Below are 18,363 nucleotides of genomic sequence, written 5' to 3' on the forward strand. Positions count from 1 at the left end.
AATTTCGTATGGCAAAAATCTTGTTGATTCTACCACAAAACAAGCGGTTTATGGCTTTTGCGTGAAGGCCGTCTGAAACAGGGTTTCAGACGGCCTTCATTATTTAATAAATTTAATTTAGTTACAGCCAGAATCTTTGTCCGCAGCCTGCAGACTCAACTCTTTACGCTTTTTAGCCCTTTCATAACGGCAGCGTTGGCGCGGTGTATTGATTTCCAAAGGTGGGACAGGAACCGGCTTACCGTCTTCAACAGCAACCATGGTGAAGTAGCAGCTGTTGGTATGACGCACTTCGCCAGTGTGGATGTTTTGCGCCTCCACACGGATACCGACTTCCATAGAGGTACGGCCGGTGTAGTTGATACTGGCGTAAAAGGTTACCAGTTCGCCGACATGAATGGGCTCTTTAAACAATACTTTATCAACAGACAGAGTAACGCAATAGGTACCGCTGTAACGGCAGGCGCAGGAATATGCCACTTGATCAAGCAGGCGCAGAAGATCGCCACCGTGAACATTGCCGCTGAAGTTTGCCGTATAAGGCATCATCAGCTCGGACATGATCAGTTCATGGGAAGGTAGTTGGCGTTCCGGTTTCATAGTTTCTTCTCCTTTTGATATTTATTTTTAAATTGTCTGAAAACTTCAGACTGCACGTGTGCCAAATCATTCTACCGTTTTTAAACGTTGGATTTCAATCCCTTGCCTACCCGTTTACAGCCATTTTCTACGCGAAAAGAAAATCAGCAGTCCGATGATGATGCACAGCATCACACCCAAAACCATGAAATAGCCGTAATGCCAATGCAGCTCGGGCATATTGTCGAAGTTCATGCCGTAAATGCCGGTGATGACGGTCAGCGGCATAAAGATGATGGTAATAACCGTCAACACGCGCATTTGCTGGTTCATGCGGTTAGATTGGAAGGAAAGATAAATGTCCATCATGCTCAACACCATATCACGCGAGGCATCAAGCGATTCGATAAGCTGCATATTGTGGTCGTATACGTCGCGCAGATAGACGGTCGATTCGCCTTTGAAAATAGCAAAATCGCCGCGCACGGCCAGTTGGTAGAACACATCGCGCAATGGCAAAAGCGTGCGCCGCAGACGGACGGCATCGCGCTTGAGGCGGTGAATCTTACTGAGAATATCGCTGTTTTCATTTTTAAACAGGGACTTGTCTATTACTTCGACACGGTTATTGTACGACTCCAAAACGATGAAATAGTCATCTACAATACGGTCAAGCAGGCAATAAGCAAGAAACGCCGTATTTTTGTTCAAAATATTGTGCGGATTTTCGTGCATCTGACGGCGGAGATGGCTGAACAAGCCCAACGGTTTTTGTTGGAAAGACAACACAAAATCTTTGCCGATAATCACATACACCTGATCGGAATGGAGCTTGCCCGTAGAGGTATAGTGGTATACCTGTGCGGCAGTAAATACATAGTTGCCGTAGTCTTCGATTTTAGGACGCTGCTTGCGGCTGAGAATATCTTCAATAACCAGCTCATGGATACCATAAGGCTCAAGCGCGTGTTTGAGCAAGGCAACATCATTGATGCCGACAAAATGCAGCCAGTTGATTTGACCTTCTTGCGGGCGGGCAATATCGGGCAAGTTTTTTCCGGCAAGATAATCATGCTGAGCAAAGGTATCGGCGGAATACAAGGTTTGATGGATAGCAGAACGCGGCGCATTGTCGGTATTGCTGCGCTTCATGGTTTGGTCTTGCAGATTGTCGGTTATTTCAACTGGATTGGCTGGTTTGCTCATAAAAATAAATCATGTTTTTTTAGTTAGAATGAATTGTACAGACAGAAAAGGCCGTCTGAAAACTAATTTTCAGACGGCCTGACAATATCGATCAACGCTTTATTAGGCTTGGGGCGCGGTTTTCTCCAACTCCAATGCAGCGGCAAGCAAGGACAGGCGCGCCATTACGCCGTAAACGTAGAGGCGGTTGTGTTCGTTGTCCACATCACAGTCTTTTTCAGAGCGTGGCATGCCGAGCGAGTCCCATTGTTCAAATACGCGCTTGCAGGCTTCGGGCGCTTCTTGGGAATTGTCGCCACTGCCGGTGGGAATGCTGTTGGACAGTGGCACAAATACCATACCGCCGGCGTTGAGGTTTTCGTCCGCGCCACGGCCTTCGTGTACACGGAAGAAACCGCCGATGACGAAACGGTCCATCATATACACAACGGGTTCGCACACGGCGCCGTTCATGGTTTCGTAGGTATAAATACCTTCTTGGACAATGACTTCGCTGACTTCCAAGCCTTCTTTGACTTTCGCCATTTTATTGCGGTTTTTACGGTTCAAGCCGCGCACTTCATCCGCAGATTTAACGCTCATTACACCCATGCCGTAAGTACCTGCGTCGGCTTTCACAATAACGAAAGGTTGGTCGGTAATACCCAATTCATCGTATTTGGCTTGAATTTTCGCCAATACGCGTTCTACTGCTTCCGCCAACGCATCCTCGCCTTCACGCTCTTGGAAATCCAAACCGCTGATTTTTTCAAAATAAGGATTAATTTGCCATTCGTCGATGTCAATCAACTTGGCAAAGTCGGCAGCAACTTGGTTGTACGCACCGAAGTGTTCGGTTTTACGGCGAGTCGTCCAGCCGCCGTGTAATGGAGGCAAAACGGTTTGGTTGATACCTTTAAGGATTTCAGGAACACCCGCAGACAAGTCATTGTTCAACAAAACAACGCAAGGCGAGAAACCGTCGGCAAGATGTACACGCTCACGGGTACGCAATAAAGGTTCAAGCAAAATTTTGTCGCCTAATGCGGTTTCAAACTCGGTTGGTTCAGTCACTTCCGGATTCAGGCTGCCCAAGCGCACTTCGTATCCTGCCGAACGCAAAATCTCGCTGAGGGCGTAAACGTTTTGCAGATAGAATGTGTTGCGCGTGTGGTTTTCAGGAATAATCAATACGGATTTGGCCGTCTCACAGGCACGCTGTACCGCATCTTGCACGGCAACCGCAGCCAGCGGGATAAAGTTAGGATTCAAATTATTGAAGCCGCCCGGAAACAGGTTCATATCGATAGATGAAATTTTGTAACCGGCATTACGGATGTCAACCGAACCATAAAACGGAGGACGGTGTTCGTTCCAATGCGAACGGAACCATGCTTCGATTTTGGCATGATTAGCAAGGACTTTTTTCTCAAATTCCCGTAATTGAGTCAGATGCTCAGGAGCCATTACCGGTAATTTCATTCTCTATACCTCTTGGTAAGTGTGGATGTTGAGTGAGAATGATAGAACTTTTTAGTGCATTTCGACAAGCATTCTTTCAGATAAGATACATCTTTTTGTCAACAATTCTACAATTTGTCTAATTTTTGACAAGTGTTTTTGAAACTTTGCAACAAATTTTAAAAATTGGACAAATTTCTATTGCGCAGCCCCTATAAAAAGCCTAAAATCCGCCCATAAACGCAAACCATCATTCATATCTACCAATAGCAAAGAATACTCATCATGAGCGCACAAACCCTTTACGATAAACTTTGGAACAGCCACGTCGTCCGCGAAGAAGAAGACGGCACTGTCCTGCTTTACATCGACCGCCACCTGGTTCACGAAGTAACCAGCCCGCAAGCATTTGAAGGCTTGAAAATGGCCGGCCGCAAACTCTGGCGTATCGACAGCGTAGTCTCCACAGCCGACCACAACACCCCAACCGGCGACTGGGACAAAGGCATCCAAGACCCGATTTCCAAACTGCAAGTCGATACTTTGGACAAAAACATTAAAGAGTTTGGCGCACTCGCCTACTTTCCGTTTATGGATAAAGGCCAAGGCATTGTACACGTTATGGGTCCGGAACAAGGCGCTACCCTGCCCGGCATGACCGTTGTCTGCGGCGACTCGCACACTTCTACCCACGGCGCATTCGGCGCATTGGCGCACGGTATCGGCACTTCCGAAGTCGAACACACCATGGCAACCCAGTGTATTACCGCGAAAAAATCCAAATCCATGCTGATTTCCGTTGAGGGCCGTCTGAAACCCGGTGTTACCGCAAAAGACGTAGCGCTTTATATCATCGGCCAAATCGGTACGGCAGGCGGTACAGGCTATGCCATCGAGTTTGGCGGCGAAGCCATCCGCAGCCTTTCTATGGAAGGCCGCATGACCTTGTGCAATATGGCGATCGAAGCCGGTGCGCGCTCAGGCATGGTTGCCGTCGACCAAACCACCATCGACTATGTAAAAGGCAAACCTTTCGCACCTAAAGGCGAAGCATGGGATAAAGCCGTCGAATACTGGCGCACGCTGGTGTCTGACGAAGGCGCAGTATTCGATAAAGAATACCACTTCAAAGCCGAAGACATCGAGCCTCAAGTAACTTGGGGCACATCGCCTGAAATGGTTTTGGACATCAGCGGCAAAGTGCCTAATCCTGCCGAAGAAGCCGATCCGGTCAAACGCAGCGGCATGGAACGCGCCCTCGAATACATGGGCTTGGAAGCCGGTACGCCATTAAACGAAATCCCTGTCGATATCGTCTTTATCGGTTCTTGCACCAACAGCCGTATCGAAGACTTGCGCGAAGCCGCCGCCATCGCCAAAGGCCGTAAAAAAGCGGACAATGTACAACGCGTATTGATTGTTCCAGGCTCCGGTTTGGTGAAAGAACAGGCCGAAAAAGAAGGCTTGCACGAAGTATTTATCGAAGCCGGTTTCGAATGGCGCGAGCCGGGTTGCTCTATGTGCCTCGCCATGAATGCCGACCGCCTGACCCCGGGACAACGTTGCGCCTCCACTTCCAACCGTAACTTTGAAGGCCGTCAAGGCAACGGCGGACGTACCCACCTCGTCAGCCCTGCCATGGCAGCTGCAGCCGCGGTTACCGGCCACTTTACCGACATCCGCACTATGGCTTAAAGTATTTTCAGACGGCCTTTATTGATCAGGCCGTCTGAAACAATACCTTGCTCAAGTAAGTTTTCCTATTGCGCAAAACGTCCGAAAACCTTCTTAATCATTGATAACTTGAAAGGAATCTAGTATGAAAAAACTGTTTGCATTAGCTGCCGCAGCCCTCATCCTGTCAGCTTGTTCCAGCACTTGGTCCGGCGCAAAAGACGATACCAACCGCAATTGGGACAAAACCAAAGAAACTGCAGAACGTGTAGCCGACAAAACCAAAGAAACCGCTGAACGCGTAGCCGATAAAACTGAAGAAGCCGTTAAAAAAGGCGGCAATGCAGTAGGCCGCGGCATGAGCCATGTTGGAGAAAAAATCGAAGCCGCTACCGAATAATTCGGTAAATCAGGCCGTCTGAAGCTCCTGACTCCGCTTTAGACGGCCTGATACCTTATTACTTGTTCAGACATTTTTACAATTCCAAGCAAAGGAAGAAACAATGAGTAATCCGTCAAGCTGGTTTGGTATTCACGCTCATGATTTAGATCGCGCCAAAGCCTTTTACGAATCCGTATTCGGCAAGCCCCTACAAGACGTTGGCGGCAACGGATTCCGTTTCATCATTTTTCCAGCCGATTACACGCAACACGGTACGGCAGGCATGATTTGGCACGACAGCAATGCCCAGCCCGGCCACGGCGGTACAACCATTTTCTTTAATTGCCCGGATTGCGCCGAAACAGCAGAAAAAGCCGTTGCAGCAGGCGGCAAACTGTTACAAGAGAAATTCCGCATTGCCAACGGCTTTGCAGCATTTATCGAAGACACAGAAGGCAACCGAATCGGTTTGCACAGCACACGCTAACCCGAATAGCCATAAAATTTCCCATTATTACTATAAGAATCTGACATGAAAGCCTTTACCAAAATTACCGCCATCGTTGCCCCGCTCGACCGCAGCAACGTCGATACCGATGCCATCATTCCCAAACAATTTTTGAAATCCATCAAACGCAGCGGCTTCGGCCCCAATGCCTTTGATGAATGGCGCTACCTCGACCACGGCGAACCTGGCATGGACAACAGCAAACGCCCGTTGAATCCGGATTTCTCCCTGAACCAGCCACGCTATCAAGGCGCACAAATCCTGTTGACACGTAAAAACTTCGGTTGCGGCTCTTCACGCGAACACGCCCCTTGGGCATTGGACGACTACGGCTTCCGCGCCGTCATTGCCCCTAGCTTTGCCGACATCTTCTTCAACAACTGCTACAAAAACGGCCTTTTGCCTATCGTTTTGACAGAAGAACAGGTGGACCAGCTTTTCAAAGAAGTTGAAGCCAACGAAGGCTATCAGCTCTCCATCGACCTTGCCGAGCAAACCCTGACCACCCCTAGCGGCGAAACATTCACATTCGACATTACCGAACACCGCAAACACTGCCTCTTAAACGGCTTGGACGAAATCGGCCTGACCCTGCAACACTCTGACGAAATTCACGCCTTTGAAGAAAAACGCCGCCAAAGCCAGCCTTGGCTGTTTAACGGTTGATATACAAAAGGCCGTCTGAAAAATTTAAGTGTTTCAGACGGCCTTTACTGAATGTTTTGGGATAGACCATGAGATCATTCGACGAATTAATCCAAACCCAAGACCCTGCGTGGCCATTGATTCAAGAGTGGCTTACAGAAGCGGTAAACAGCGTTGAAGTTCTGCCACGTACGCTTGAAAAGGCAAAGGAAGAACTTGTCAAAACCCAAGTAACGATACGTTCGTTTATGGGTGCTGTCGTTTATGAAACCGGCGGTATTCTTATCGATGACGGCTGGTTACGGATACTTGGTTCTGGCAGCGCGAAGCTACCTCGTGGTTTGGGAAGTTGGAATCTAAGCCGTACACAATCCGAGCCAGCAGGCCCTGCTCCCTATTATCTGTTTGCCGATGATGTTGCTGGAGGCTATTTTGCGATTAATGGCGGAGGATTGAATGGCAAAGTAGGTAATGTTTTCTACCTACCACCGGATACACTGGAATGGGAAGATTGCGGTAAAGGTTATGGCGACTTCTTAAATTGGGCATTGAACGGCGATTTACAGTTGTTTTACGAAAACCTGCGTTGGAAAAATTGGCACGAAGAAATCCGTGATTTGAATGGCGACAGCGTTTACACGTTCTTTCCGTTTTTATGGACTGAAGAAGGCAGCGATATAAACCAAGTCAGCCGCAAGCGTATTCCTATCGCTGAACATTATGCTTCCACTTTGGATCTGCAAAACATAACTCTATAAAAAGCCTTTTCAGACAGCCTTATTGTCAGAATCCAAATAAGGCATCCTGAAAACCGTATTGGCTTCTCTACATCCTGAAGTTTAATTTCTACCTAACCACACCATGATTACCGACACCATAAGCAATGCCACCCGCTACGCTGCCTTGCATCCCGACTTTGCTGAGGCCTTCCATCTGTTGCAAACCCTAGATTTTACCAAGCTGCCGGACGGCCAAGTGCCGTGCGAGAACCCCAATATCCGTATTTTTATCGGCAGCGAGCCGATAAGGACTAAAGGCGAAGCTCAGCCTGAAGCGCACTTAAAACACATTGATATTCAAACGCCGATTGATGGCAGCGAAACATATGGCTGGATAGACAGAGGCCGTCTGAAAAACGGTTTAGGCTACAACGAAAAGCGCGATATCGAGTTTTTCGACTGCGAGCCGGAAACTTGGCTGACCTTGGAGCCCGGCGAATTTGCGCTATTCTTCCCGAATGATGCGCATGCCCCTTTGGTCGGCGACAGGGCAAACATACGCAAAGTTGTTTTTAAAATCCGTGTTGAAACCGAACGTCTATAATTTTTCAGACGGCCTTATCCCCTTATTCAGGACACAATATGTCTTTTTTCAGCAGGTTGTTCCGCTCCAAACCTAAATTAATGACTTGGCAGGAATTTGTCGAATACTTTGCCCGCCGCATCCAAGAAGAATTGGATCTTGAGGCAAAAATCGACTGGGGCGAAAATATTGCGTCTTCGCCGATTATTGTCCATTTTTCCGAAGACGATGAAGCATCATTCAGCACATATTTGAGCAACCATTACACAAGTTATCTGCAAAATCCCGAGGCCTTGGAGGCGATTGTTGCAGCCAATTTAGCGGTTATCTATAAGATTCAAGACACTGATGCCAGTGTTTCAGCACAACAAATTCTTCCGACAATTAAAAATACGATTTATCTGGAAAACGCCAGACTGATTACAAATACGGACGAAGCCGAACCTGCCGATTACCTGGTATACAAACCGATTGCCGGCGATATCATGTTGCTTTATATGGTGGATACGGAAGAATCCATGCATACGCTCAATCGTGAGCATATGAAAGAGGCCGGTATTGAAGATGAGGACGCCTTGTATCGTACCGCCATGGATAATTTGCGCCAACGGATGAATGGACATGTCCAAATTCATCATGCCGAAGGTTGGTCATTGACCCAAATCCATTTGGACAACGACTATGATACTTCCCTGATTTTGCTTTTGGACGAAGTACTTAAAGACGATCTTATGCTGCCGGCCAATCCTGTTTTTGCAGTCCCGGCACGCAACGCTCTGCTCGTTTGCAGCCCGTCCGATGAAGAGGCTTTGCAGGCAATGGCAAATATCGCCCTGCAGGCATTTGAAGACTCTGCCTACGCGATTTCTACCCAGCTTTACCAGTACCATAATGGTACAATCAGCGTTTTCAGAGCAAATTGATTTAAGGCCGTCTGAAAAACAGACGACCTGCCCTTTACCTAAAACCTTCCCATAAGGAAACCCGAAATGACCAAACATATCGCTATCTTGCGCGGCGACGGCATCGGCCCTGAAATCGTTGCAGAAACCGTCCGTGTACTCGACAAACTTATCGAACAAGGTTTGGATGTCAGCTACGAATACGCACCTTTGGGCGGCGAAGCCTATGACGAATACGGCCATCCTTATCCAGAATTCACGCAAAACCTTTGCCGTAAAGCTGATGCGGTTCTGCTTGGTGCAGTCGGTTCTCCTCAATACGACAATCTCGACCGTCCGCTGCGCCCTGAACGCGGCTTGTTGGCCATCCGTAAAGACTTGAATCTGTTTGCCAACCTGCGCCCTGCCATTTTGTATAAAGAGCTGGCCAATGCTTCCACTCTAAAACCGGAAATCGTAGCCGGCCTCGACATCCTTATCGTACGCGAACTGACCGGCGATATTTACTTCGGCGAACCGCGCGGCATCCGTGTGTTAGAAAACGGCGAACGCGAAGGCTACAACACCATGAAATACAGTGAAAGCGAAATCCGCCGTATTGCCCACGTTGCCTTCCAATCCGCCCAAAAACGCAGCAAAAAAGTCTGCTCCGTAGGCAAAGCCAACGTTTTGGAAACCACCGAACTGTGGCGCGAAATCTTTGAAGAAATCGGCAAAGAATATCCTGACGTCGAGCTTTCCCATATGTACGTGGACAATGCCGCCATGCAGTTGGTACGCGCGCCCAAACAATTTGACGTGATTGCCACCGGCAACATCTTCGGCGATATTCTCTCTGACGAAGCCTCCATGCTGACCGGTTCCATCGGTATGCTGCCTTCTGCTTCTTTGGACGAAAACGGCAAAGGCCTGTACGAACCGTCTCACGGCTCCGCTCCCGACATTGCCGGTCAAAACAAAGCCAATCCGCTGGCAACCGTATTGTCTCTTGCCATGCTGCTGCGTTATAGCCTGAATGACGAAGCACGCGCGCAACAAGTTGAAAACGCCGTACAAAAAGTACTGCAACAAGGCTTGCGTACCGGCGACATTTATGAAGAAGGTACCAAACTGGTTTCCTGCTCCGAAATGGGCGATGCCGTATTGGCCGCTTTGTAAGAGGCCGTCTGAAAAAAAAGCGTGGGACCAATCCCACGCTTTTTTTATATGCGAAAACTTTTAACCATCAAAAAAGGGCGTGTCTTCACACGCCCTTATGTCTTTTCAGACGGCCTTAAGATTGAAGCAATCAACCTCTTTTGTGTTTGCCGCCAAAACTGTCGTTAGACTTGCGCTTGCCTTTAAAGCCTTCGCCGCCTTTTTTGAAACCGTCAGCTTTTTTGAAACCGTCTTTTTTAAAGCCATCTTTCTTGAAACCGTCTTTTTTATGGCCTTCGCCGCGAGCTTTACCGCCGAAACCTTCTTTAGCCGGTTTCTTATCGCCGCGCCAGCCGCCGGATTTACGATCGCCCCAGCCGCCTTTGCCTTTCGGTTTGCCGCCGGCAGATTTGCGTTTGCGTGTCGGTTCCATGCCTTCGATGGTCAGCTCAGGCAATTTGCGGCCGATGTATTTTTCAATTTTGTGTACTTTGACGTATTCGTTCACTTCGGCAAAAGTAATCGCAATACCGGTACGGCCTGCGCGGCCGGTACGGCCGATGCGGTGAACGTAGTCTTCTGCCTGTTTCGGCAAGTCGTAGTTGATAACGTGGGTAATGGTTGGTACGTCGATACCGCGTGCGGCAACGTCGGTGGCAACCAAAATTTTGCAGCGGCCTTTGCGCAAGTCCATCAGCGTGCGGTTACGCCAGCCTTGAGGCATATCGCCGTGCAGGCAGTTGGCGGCAAAACCTTTTTCGTACAATTCATCCGCGATGACTTCGGTCATGGCTTTGGTGGACGTGAAAATCACGCATTGGTCGATGTTGGCATCGCGCAAGATGTGGTCGAGCAGGCGGTTTTTATGGCGCATATCGTCGCAGTACAACAGCTGCTCTTCAATTTTGCCTTGATCATCCACACGTTCAACTTCGATGGTTTCAGGGTCTTTGGTCAGTTTGCGCGCCAGTTTGCCCACTGCGCCGTCCCAAGTGGCGGAGAACAACAAAGTCTGACGGTCGCTCGGCGTTGCTTCCACGATGGTTTCGATGTCGTCGATAAAACCCATGTCCAACATACGGTCGGCTTCGTCCAGAATCAGCACTTCCAAACGTTCAAAATCAACTTTGCCGCTCTGCATCAAGTCCATCAGACGACCCGGAGTGGCGACAATCAGGTCAACCGGTTTGCTCAAAGCACGGGTTTGGTAGCCGAAAGATGCGCCACCGACAATGCTGACAGTACGGAACCAACGCATATTTTTAGCATACGCCAGCGCGTTTTTTTCCACCTGAGCCGCCAGTTCGCGGGTCGGGGTCAATACCAAAGCGCGCGGGCCTTTGCCTGGTTTTTCGCTGCGCTTGGTCAGTTTTTGCAAAGTGGGCAGCAGGAAGGCTGCAGTTTTGCCTGAACCGGTTTGTGCCGAAGCCATAATGTCACGGCCGTCCAAAGCAAACGGAATCGCTTGCGCCTGAATCGGGGTCGGGCTTTCATAACCCTCGCTGCGTACGGCAGACAAAATGTTTTTATCAAGGTTCAAATCGGCAAATTTAATAGACATATCTATCCTAAGAGACAACAACGCGCACGCCTGAACAATTTCAGACGACCTGAAGCAAAGGAAAGTAACGATACGGGGAATGTGAAGTTACAGGGTTGTCGCAAGCATCTTGCTTGTGGTTAACATCGACGACAACCTGCACAGAAAAGGCTTTGCAAATATGCAAGCAATAAAAGAAACACGCCCGAAACGGCGGTTTAGGTTGGATGACGATGGCTTCGTATCAAAAGGCGAACGGCGGATAATATAGATTTTATGGATAACAGTCAAGCAAAAAGGCATCAAGTGCGTTAAAATCCAACCCCTTCCCAATACTTATTCAGGCCGTCTGAAACCATGACCGACATTACCCCCTTTGCCAACCGCTTAGGTAAAAACATCAAACATCTTATGAAATGGGCCAAACGCAACAATATCGAAGCCTGGCGCATTTACGACCGCGATATTCCCCAATTTCCCTTTGCCGTCGATGTTTACGGCGACCAAATCCATCTTCAGGAATACGATACCGGCTGGCTGATGCAGCCCGAAGAATACGAAGCATGGCTTGCCGATGTATTGGAAGCCATCGGTTTTGTGACCGGTTTTGCGCCCGAACAAATCCACCTCAAACGCCGAGAACGTCAAAAAGGTTTACAACAATACGAGAAAACCGGCAAAACCGGCGACGATTTCGTCATCACTGAAAACGGCCGCAAGTTTTGGGTCAACCTCGACAAATACCTCGATACCGGCCTTTTCCTCGACCACCGCAACACGCGCAAAAAAGTCGGCGAAACCGCAGCGGGCAAACGCTTCCTCAACCTGTTTTCCTACACAGGCAGCTTTACCGTCTATGCCGCAACCGGCGGCGCGGTATCCAGCGAAACCGTCGATTTATCCAACACTTATCTCGAGTGGGCAAAACGCAATTTTGAACTCAACGGCATTGACACCGAACAACATAAAATCGTCCGCTCCGATGTGTTCCAATATCTGCAAAACGCCGCAGACGATGGCAAAAAGTTCGACCTGATTGTCATGGACCCGCCCAGCTTTTCCAACAGCAAAAAGATGCTCGACATCCTCGACATCCAGCGCGACCATAAAAAGCTGATTGACGGCGCAATGGGCCTGCTCGCTTCAGACGGCATTCTGTATTTCTCCAACAATCTGCGCAGCTTTGTGCTAGACGACTCGGTATCGGAACAATACGCCGTCAAAGATATTTCCAAACAGTCCGTTCCCGACGATTTCCGCAACAAAAAAATCCATCAATGCTGGGAAATCAAGCATAAATAAGCATCAGGCCGTCTGAAAGTCAGTTTTCAGACGGCCTGATTGCCATATTGAATCTCGCAACCAATAGGCGCATAATTGAAGAGATTGTTGACAATATCAAAAGGAAAAGAACATGCAAAACTACCTGACGCCCAATTTCTCATTCGCCCCCATGATTCCGGAACGCGCGCTCGGCAGCTGGGTTTGGGATACCGAAGGACGAGAATACATTGACCTGTCAGGCGGTATTGCTGTGAACGCGTTGGGGCATTGTCATCCCGATTTGGTCGCAACCTTGGCCGAACAATCGCAAAAACTCTGGCACATTTCTAATATCTACACTACCCAACCGGCGCAAGAATTGGCCAAAAAATTGGTCGAAAACACCTTTGCCGACAAAGTATTTTTCTGCAATTCCGGCGCGGAAGCCAATGAAGCCGCGTTGAAACTGGCGCGCAAATACGGCCGCGATCATTTTGGCGAACACAAAACCGAAATCATCTCCTGCCTCAACAGCTTCCACGGCCGTACCCTGTTTACCGTATCCGTCGGCGGCCAATCCAAATACAGCAAAGACTACACGCCGCTGCCGGCCGGCATTACCCATGTACCCTTCAATGATGTTGCCTCATTGGAAGCGGCCGTCGGCGACAAAACCTGCGCCGTGATTATCGAGCCGATTCAAGGCGAAAGCGGCATCCTGCCTGCCACCCAAGAATACCTGCAAGCCGCACGCCGTTTGTGTGACAAACACGGCGCCTTGCTCATTTTGGACGAAGTGCAAACCGGCATGGGTCATACGGGCAAACTGTTTGCCTACGAGCATTACGGCGTAACACCCGATATCCTCAGCTCCGCCAAAGCCTTGGGTTGCGGTTTCCCAATTGGCGCGATTCTGACCACCGATAAAATCGCCCCAACCTTCGGCCCCGGAACACATGGCTCGACCTTCGGCGGCAACCCAATGGCGTGCGCAGTCGGCAGCCGTGCGTTTGACATCATCAATGCGCCCGAAACATTGGCACACGTTCAGCAACAAGGCCAAAAACTTCAGACGGCCTTGCGTGAATTGGGCGTAAAAACCGGCGTATTTAAAGAAGTCCGCGGCATGGGCCTGCTGCTCGGCTGCGTATTGGCAGACGAATACGCAGGCAAGGCATCTGAAATCACCGCCGCCGCTTTAAAACACGGCCTGATGGTACTGGTTGCCGGAGCAAATGTGGTGCGCTTTGCCCCCAGCCTGCTGCTGAACGATGAAGATATGGTCGAAGGTTTGAAACGTTTTGAAGCGGCGTTAAAAGGGTGGACAGCCTAACCTAGCAAGATAATGAGCTAAGGTTATTGCACTTCAAATCCCAATCCGCTGACCTTTGACCTTTCTTATTCATAAAAGTGTTCAAACCCTTGGATTCCTGCCTGAGACCAGTATGAAAACAGGCATATAAAAGATTCAAAATAAAACTTATTATTAACTTCGAAAATATCAGCCATAATACAAAACTTATTAATTTTTCACACATTTTTGCTTTGTTTGTTATAATGTGAAATATATGTAATGTCGCATATTTTCAAAGTTAGGATTGATAAATGAAAATGAAATGGCTTGCCCTCGTAACCGCTGCTGCATTGAGTTTGACTGCTTGTGGTGATAAAAACAAACAGGCTTCCGATGAGCCTGTAAAAGCTGCTGCAGGTAATACGGCAGAAGCCCCTAAAGATGCTGAAAAACCTGCTGAAGAAGCAAAACCTGAGGTAAAACCTGTGGTTTCTTCAGGCAATTTCTTGGCGGATGCAACCGCTCTGCAAGCTGCTGAAGATGCGCTGAAAGCACTGCCGCAATTCGGTGGCAAACCACTCAATATTTTCCAAAACATCCATTTCTACGGTGGCAAACGTCCGCGCATTACCGTGGAAATTCAAGACCCTAACAAACCCGAAAATATCGACCACTACGAATTTGAAGACGGTAAATGGAGCGAGCCTCAACCTGTCCGCATTTCCGGCAACGGAAATATGAAAGACAACGTTTTCCCGTTGGATGAAATCAAATTTGCCGATATCGCGAAAATCGCTCAAGCCTACGGCGAAAAAGCCAAAGAAGTGGAAGCCAAAGAAACAGACTTGACTCATGTGTATTACTCCTTGTTCGTATCGACCGGTAAGAAAGAGTGGATCACCGGTTTCCTCAAAACCGATCGTGCGGAATACGAATTTGAATTTAACAATGACGGTACTCTGAAAAGCTTCAAAAAACGTTGATAGCTTGGTCAGTTGGGACTGACTTTATTTGATTGAGACAGCCATGTTTGTCTTGATAGAGGTCGTCTGAAAAACATTCAGGTTTTAACTTTGTTGAAACCTTGCTTTCAGACGACCTTTTTACGTCTTTACTTTATTCTATAAAACAACATATTCCTACATTCCCTGTCATTTGATGTTTGTTAAAAATCGTACCGCTTCTTCGTGTTACGCTTATCAAACATTTTGATTTTACGAAGAAAAGGAGCAGGAGATGGTATCGTTGAAAACCCAAATCGCCGGTTTTTCTTTTGACAACTGCCTGATGAACGCGGCAGGTGTGTCATGTATGACTGTTGAGGAATTGGAAGCGGTCAGACAGTCTTCGGCAGGCACTTTCATTACCAAGACTGCAACGCTTACCCCTCGTCAAGGCAACCCCGAGCCGCGTTATCGGGACGTGCCTCTCGGCAGCATCAATTCGATGGGCTTGCCGAATCAAGGTATTGATTACTATCTGGATTACCTGCTTACCCTTCAAGAGTCTCAGCAGGAACGGACATTTTTCCTATCACTGGTCGGCCTGTCGCCCGGCGAAACACATATCCTGTTGGAAAAGGTGCAAAACAGCGGGTTTAACGGCATTACCGAACTCAACTTATCCTGCCCAAACGTCGCCGGCAAACCGCAAATCGCCTACGACTTTGAAACAACCGAGATGATTTTGGATAATGCCTTTACCTACTTCGACAAGCCATTGGGCATCAAACTGCCGCCGTATTTCGATATTGCCCATTTCGATCAAGCGGCAAAAGTGTTCAACCGCTATCCCCTAAAATTCGTCAACTGTGTCAACTCCATCGGCAATGGCATGTATATCGAAGACGAATCTGTCGTGATCCGCCCGAAAAACGGCTTCGGTGGCATAGGCGGCCAATACATCAAACCGACTGCGCTCGCCAATGTCAACGCGTTCTATCAAAGACTGGATCCGTCTATCCAAGTCATTGGAACAGGCGGTGTTTACAGCGGCCGTGATGCGTTTGAACACATCTTGTGCGGCGCCAGCATGGTGCAGATCGGCACGGCGCTACACCAGCAAGGCGTAGACATTTTTGAACGTGTTTCCCTTGAATTAAAAGCCATCATGGCGCAAAAAGGCTACGAAAAACTGGAAGACTTCAAAGGCAAATTGAAATATTTTGCATAGGGTTTACTCTAAAAAACGCCCAAGGCCGTCTGAAAATTTCAGACGGCCTTGTTGTATAATTGCTCCCCACATTACCCGTCTTCCCCTTCAATGAAACTCAACCCTCAACAGCAAGCCGCAGTCAAATATCTAGGCGGCCCCCTGCTCGTCCTTGCCGGTGCAGGCAGCGGCAAAACCGGCGTGATTACGCAAAAAATCAAGCATTTGATTGTCAATGTAGGCTATCTGCCGCATACCGTTGCCGCGATTACCTTTACCAATAAAGCCGCCACGGAAATGCAGGAACGCGTCTCCAAAATGCTGCCCAAGTCGCAAACGCGCGGGCTGACGATTTGCACCTTCCACTCTTTGGGCATGAAGATTCTGCGCGAAGAAGCCAATCAAATCGGTTACAAAAAAAACTTTTCCATTCTCGACTCTACCGACAGCGCCAAAATCATCGGAGAACTCTTGGGCGGTACGGGCAAAGAAGCTATATTCAAAGCGCAGCATCAAATTTCCCTTTGGAAAAACGATCTAAAAACGCCTGAAGATGTCGTTCAGACGGCCTCCAATGTGTGGGAACAGCAAACGGCGCGCGTCTATGCGAGTTATCAGGAAACCCTGCAAAGCTATCAGGCGGTTGACTTCGACGACTTAATCCGCCTGCCTGCCGTACTGTTGCAACAAAACAGCGAAGTGCGCAACAAATGGCAGCGGCGGCTGCGTTATCTGTTGGTTGACGAATGTCAGGACACCAATACCTGCCAATTCACCCTGATGAAGCTTCTGACTGGCGCGGAAGGCATGTTTACCGCCGTCGGCGACGACGACCAGTCCATCTACGCATGGCGCGGCGCAAACATGGAAAACCTGCGAAAAATGCAGGAAGACTATCCGCAGATGAAAGTCATCAAGCTGGAGCAAAACTACCGCTCAACCGCGCGGATTCTAAAAATCGCCAACAAAGTCATCGAAAACAACCCTAAACTCTTTACCAAAAAACTTTGGTCTCAGTTCGGCGAAGGCGAAATCGTCAAGGTCGTTGCCTGTCAGAGCGAGCAGCATGAAGCCGACTGGGTTGTCAGCCAAATCGTCAAGCAGAAGCTGGTCGGCGGCGATAAAACCCAATACGCCGATTTCGCCGTGTTATACCGCGGCAACCATCAGGCGCGGATTTTTGAAGAAGCCTTGCGCAGCGCGCGCGTTCCTTACCAACTCTCCGGCGGGCAGAGTTTTTTCGACAAAGCCGAAATCAAAGACGTTTTGTCCTATTTGCGCCTGCTTGCCAACCCCAACGACGATCCCGCCTTCCTGCGCGCCGTAACCACGCCCAAACGCGGTATCGGCGATGTAACGCTGGGCAAGCTCAACACCTACGCGCATGAACACGAATGCAGCCTGTATGAAGCCGCTCAAACCGAAGAAGCGCTTGCCCTATTGAACCATACCAACTGCCAACACCTGCAAGCCTTCATGGATATGATTGAAAGCTATCGAGCCAAAGCCGAAACCAGCGAAGCAGGCGAGCTTATTCATAACCTGCTGAAAGAAATCGACTACGAAAACCACCTGTTGGCCAACGAAGAAGGCAAAGCAGGCGAAATCAAATGGCGCAACGTTACCGACCTGACCGGCTGGCTGGAACGCAAAGGCGAGCAAGACGGTAAAAACATCATCGAGCTTGCCCAAACCATCGCACTGATGACACTTTTGGAGGGCAAAAGCGAAGAAGAAGTCGATGCCGTCAAACTCTCCACCCTGCACGCCTCCAAAGGTTTGGAATACCCCTACGTTTTCCTTGTCGGTTGCGAAGAAGGTATCTTGCCGCACAACGACAGCATCGAAGAAGACAATGTCGAAGAAGAACGCCGCCTGATGTATGTCGGCATTACCCGCGCCAAACGCCAACTTACGCTGACACACTGCCTCAAACGCAAAAAACAAGGCACATGGCAATTCCCCGAGCCGAGCCGCTTCATAGACGAAATGCCGCAGGAAGACATCAAAATCCTAGGCCGCAAAGGCGGTGAGCCGATTGTGAGCAAGGAAGAAGGAAAAAGCAATCTGGCAGGATTGCTGGATATGCTGGGAAACAAAAGAAAAGGATAAGGCAAGGCCGTCTGAAAGCAATCTGTCAGACGGCCTTATTGTCAGCAAAATGTCAAAGACAACAATTAAATAATTTTTACTTTATACCTTTATGCCCATCTATTCCCATTCCTCCCGATTCTTCAAAAATAAACAAAAATAATCGAATAATCAGGTACAAAATAAAAAAATCAAGCGACACGATTGCTCCATTTCCCTTCAATTTATAAGCAAAAATTGTCAACACTT

General features: G+C 48.7%; 17 protein-coding genes. 13 read left to right on the top strand and 4 right to left on the bottom strand.

What is annotated here, in order from left to right:
* Window positions 1–117: 117 nt before the first annotated feature.
* From O3682_RS08695 to gshA, 3 genes are all read right to left on the bottom strand, one after another.
* Window positions 118–600, bottom strand: a complete 483-nt coding sequence (locus O3682_RS08695) for an acyl-CoA thioesterase (RefSeq protein WP_049351048.1) — start codon at window positions 598–600, stop codon at window positions 118–120.
* A gap of 114 nt (window positions 601–714) precedes the next feature.
* Window positions 715–1,785 carry a magnesium/cobalt transporter CorA gene (gene corA, locus O3682_RS08700; RefSeq protein WP_371509622.1) on the bottom strand — a complete coding sequence of 357 codons (1,071 nt, stop codon included), beginning with the start codon at window positions 1,783–1,785 and terminating at the stop codon, window positions 715–717.
* A gap of 102 nt (window positions 1,786–1,887) precedes the next feature.
* Window positions 1,888–3,246, bottom strand: coding sequence for a glutamate--cysteine ligase (gshA, locus tag O3682_RS08705; RefSeq protein WP_371509623.1), 1,359 nt, complete (start codon window positions 3,244–3,246; stop codon window positions 1,888–1,890).
* A gap of 264 nt (window positions 3,247–3,510) precedes the next feature.
* Between gshA and leuC the strand changes: the two genes are divergently transcribed.
* From leuC to leuB, 8 genes are all read left to right on the top strand, one after another.
* The gene (leuC, locus tag O3682_RS08710; protein ID WP_049343582.1) at window positions 3,511–4,920 is read left to right on the top strand and encodes a 3-isopropylmalate dehydratase large subunit; all 1,410 of its coding nucleotides are present in this window, start codon (window positions 3,511–3,513) and stop codon (window positions 4,918–4,920) included.
* Window positions 4,921–5,044: 124 nt separating this feature from the next.
* Window positions 5,045–5,299 carry a hypothetical protein gene (locus tag O3682_RS08715; RefSeq protein ID WP_049331004.1) on the top strand — a complete coding sequence of 85 codons (255 nt, stop codon included), beginning with the start codon at window positions 5,045–5,047 and terminating at the stop codon, window positions 5,297–5,299.
* A 103-nt stretch (window positions 5,300–5,402) separates the two neighbouring features.
* Window positions 5,403–5,768, top strand: a complete 366-nt coding sequence (locus O3682_RS08720; protein WP_049331002.1) for a VOC family protein — start codon at window positions 5,403–5,405, stop codon at window positions 5,766–5,768.
* Between the two features lie 45 nt (window positions 5,769–5,813).
* On the top strand, window positions 5,814–6,455 hold the full coding sequence (leuD, locus tag O3682_RS08725) for a 3-isopropylmalate dehydratase small subunit (RefSeq protein ID WP_371509625.1): 642 nt from the start codon (window positions 5,814–5,816) through the stop codon (window positions 6,453–6,455).
* A 68-nt stretch (window positions 6,456–6,523) separates the two neighbouring features.
* Window positions 6,524–7,192 carry a DUF2625 domain-containing protein gene (locus O3682_RS08730; RefSeq protein WP_107723308.1) on the top strand — a complete coding sequence of 223 codons (669 nt, stop codon included), beginning with the start codon at window positions 6,524–6,526 and terminating at the stop codon, window positions 7,190–7,192.
* 103 nt (window positions 7,193–7,295) lie between these two features.
* On the top strand, window positions 7,296–7,757 hold the full coding sequence (locus tag O3682_RS08735) for a NanQ anomerase/TabA/YiaL family protein (RefSeq protein WP_371509627.1): 462 nt from the start codon (window positions 7,296–7,298) through the stop codon (window positions 7,755–7,757).
* A gap of 38 nt (window positions 7,758–7,795) precedes the next feature.
* Window positions 7,796–8,659 carry a DUF1444 family protein gene (locus O3682_RS08740; RefSeq protein WP_371509629.1) on the top strand — a complete coding sequence of 288 codons (864 nt, stop codon included), beginning with the start codon at window positions 7,796–7,798 and terminating at the stop codon, window positions 8,657–8,659.
* A gap of 66 nt (window positions 8,660–8,725) precedes the next feature.
* On the top strand, window positions 8,726–9,796 hold the full coding sequence (gene leuB, locus O3682_RS08745) for a 3-isopropylmalate dehydrogenase (protein WP_004520344.1): 1,071 nt from the start codon (window positions 8,726–8,728) through the stop codon (window positions 9,794–9,796).
* A gap of 130 nt (window positions 9,797–9,926) precedes the next feature.
* On the opposite strand, the gene O3682_RS08750 is transcribed toward leuB, so the two are convergent.
* Window positions 9,927–11,336: a DEAD/DEAH box helicase gene (locus O3682_RS08750; RefSeq protein ID WP_254322008.1), complete on the bottom strand. Its 1,410-nt coding sequence runs from the start codon at window positions 11,334–11,336 to the stop codon at window positions 9,927–9,929.
* A 336-nt stretch (window positions 11,337–11,672) separates the two neighbouring features.
* Between O3682_RS08750 and O3682_RS08755 the strand changes: the two genes are divergently transcribed.
* From O3682_RS08755 to rep, 5 genes are all read left to right on the top strand, one after another.
* Window positions 11,673–12,617: a class I SAM-dependent methyltransferase gene (locus O3682_RS08755; RefSeq protein WP_371509632.1), complete on the top strand. Its 945-nt coding sequence runs from the start codon at window positions 11,673–11,675 to the stop codon at window positions 12,615–12,617.
* A gap of 112 nt (window positions 12,618–12,729) precedes the next feature.
* On the top strand, window positions 12,730–13,911 hold the full coding sequence (locus tag O3682_RS08760) for an acetylornithine/succinyldiaminopimelate transaminase (protein ID WP_371509634.1): 1,182 nt from the start codon (window positions 12,730–12,732) through the stop codon (window positions 13,909–13,911).
* A gap of 272 nt (window positions 13,912–14,183) precedes the next feature.
* Entirely contained in the window at window positions 14,184–14,855 is a 672-nt protein-coding gene (locus O3682_RS08765) for a hypothetical protein (RefSeq protein ID WP_371509636.1), read from the top strand.
* A gap of 253 nt (window positions 14,856–15,108) precedes the next feature.
* Window positions 15,109–16,044 carry a dihydroorotate oxidase gene (locus tag O3682_RS08770; RefSeq protein WP_371509638.1) on the top strand — a complete coding sequence of 312 codons (936 nt, stop codon included), beginning with the start codon at window positions 15,109–15,111 and terminating at the stop codon, window positions 16,042–16,044.
* Window positions 16,045–16,134: 90 nt separating this feature from the next.
* Complete coding sequence (gene rep, locus O3682_RS08775; RefSeq protein WP_371509640.1) at window positions 16,135–18,135, top strand: DNA helicase Rep; 2,001 nt, start codon at window positions 16,135–16,137, stop codon at window positions 18,133–18,135.
* Window positions 18,136–18,363: the final 228 nt, after the last annotated feature.

The sequence above is a fragment of the Neisseria sp. 27098_8_112 genome, assembly GCF_041433235.1.
In the GTDB taxonomy this organism is placed as follows: Bacteria; Pseudomonadota; Gammaproteobacteria; order Burkholderiales; family Neisseriaceae; genus Neisseria.

Bases quoted from the DNA above. Each gene is read 5' to 3' on its own strand.
- O3682_RS08695 (WP_049351048.1), bottom strand. From the start codon at position 600: ATGAAACCGGAACGCCAACTACCTTCCCATGAACTGATCATGTCCGAG.
- corA (WP_371509622.1), bottom strand. From the start codon at position 1,785: ATGAGCAAACCAGCCAATCCAGTTGAAATAACCGACAATCTGCAAGAC.
- gshA (WP_371509623.1), bottom strand. From the start codon at position 3,246: ATGAAATTACCGGTAATGGCTCCTGAGCATCTGACTCAATTACGGGAA.
- leuC (WP_049343582.1), top strand. From the start codon at position 3,511: ATGAGCGCACAAACCCTTTACGATAAACTTTGGAACAGCCACGTCGTC.
- O3682_RS08715 (WP_049331004.1), top strand. From the start codon at position 5,045: ATGAAAAAACTGTTTGCATTAGCTGCCGCAGCCCTCATCCTGTCAGCT.
- O3682_RS08720 (WP_049331002.1), top strand. From the start codon at position 5,403: ATGAGTAATCCGTCAAGCTGGTTTGGTATTCACGCTCATGATTTAGAT.
- leuD (WP_371509625.1), top strand. From the start codon at position 5,814: ATGAAAGCCTTTACCAAAATTACCGCCATCGTTGCCCCGCTCGACCGC.
- O3682_RS08730 (WP_107723308.1), top strand. From the start codon at position 6,524: ATGAGATCATTCGACGAATTAATCCAAACCCAAGACCCTGCGTGGCCA.
- O3682_RS08735 (WP_371509627.1), top strand. From the start codon at position 7,296: ATGATTACCGACACCATAAGCAATGCCACCCGCTACGCTGCCTTGCAT.
- O3682_RS08740 (WP_371509629.1), top strand. From the start codon at position 7,796: ATGTCTTTTTTCAGCAGGTTGTTCCGCTCCAAACCTAAATTAATGACT.
- leuB (WP_004520344.1), top strand. From the start codon at position 8,726: ATGACCAAACATATCGCTATCTTGCGCGGCGACGGCATCGGCCCTGAA.
- O3682_RS08750 (WP_254322008.1), bottom strand. From the start codon at position 11,336: ATGTCTATTAAATTTGCCGATTTGAACCTTGATAAAAACATTTTGTCT.
- O3682_RS08755 (WP_371509632.1), top strand. From the start codon at position 11,673: ATGACCGACATTACCCCCTTTGCCAACCGCTTAGGTAAAAACATCAAA.
- O3682_RS08760 (WP_371509634.1), top strand. From the start codon at position 12,730: ATGCAAAACTACCTGACGCCCAATTTCTCATTCGCCCCCATGATTCCG.
- O3682_RS08765 (WP_371509636.1), top strand. From the start codon at position 14,184: ATGAAAATGAAATGGCTTGCCCTCGTAACCGCTGCTGCATTGAGTTTG.
- O3682_RS08770 (WP_371509638.1), top strand. From the start codon at position 15,109: ATGGTATCGTTGAAAACCCAAATCGCCGGTTTTTCTTTTGACAACTGC.
- rep (WP_371509640.1), top strand. From the start codon at position 16,135: ATGAAACTCAACCCTCAACAGCAAGCCGCAGTCAAATATCTAGGCGGC.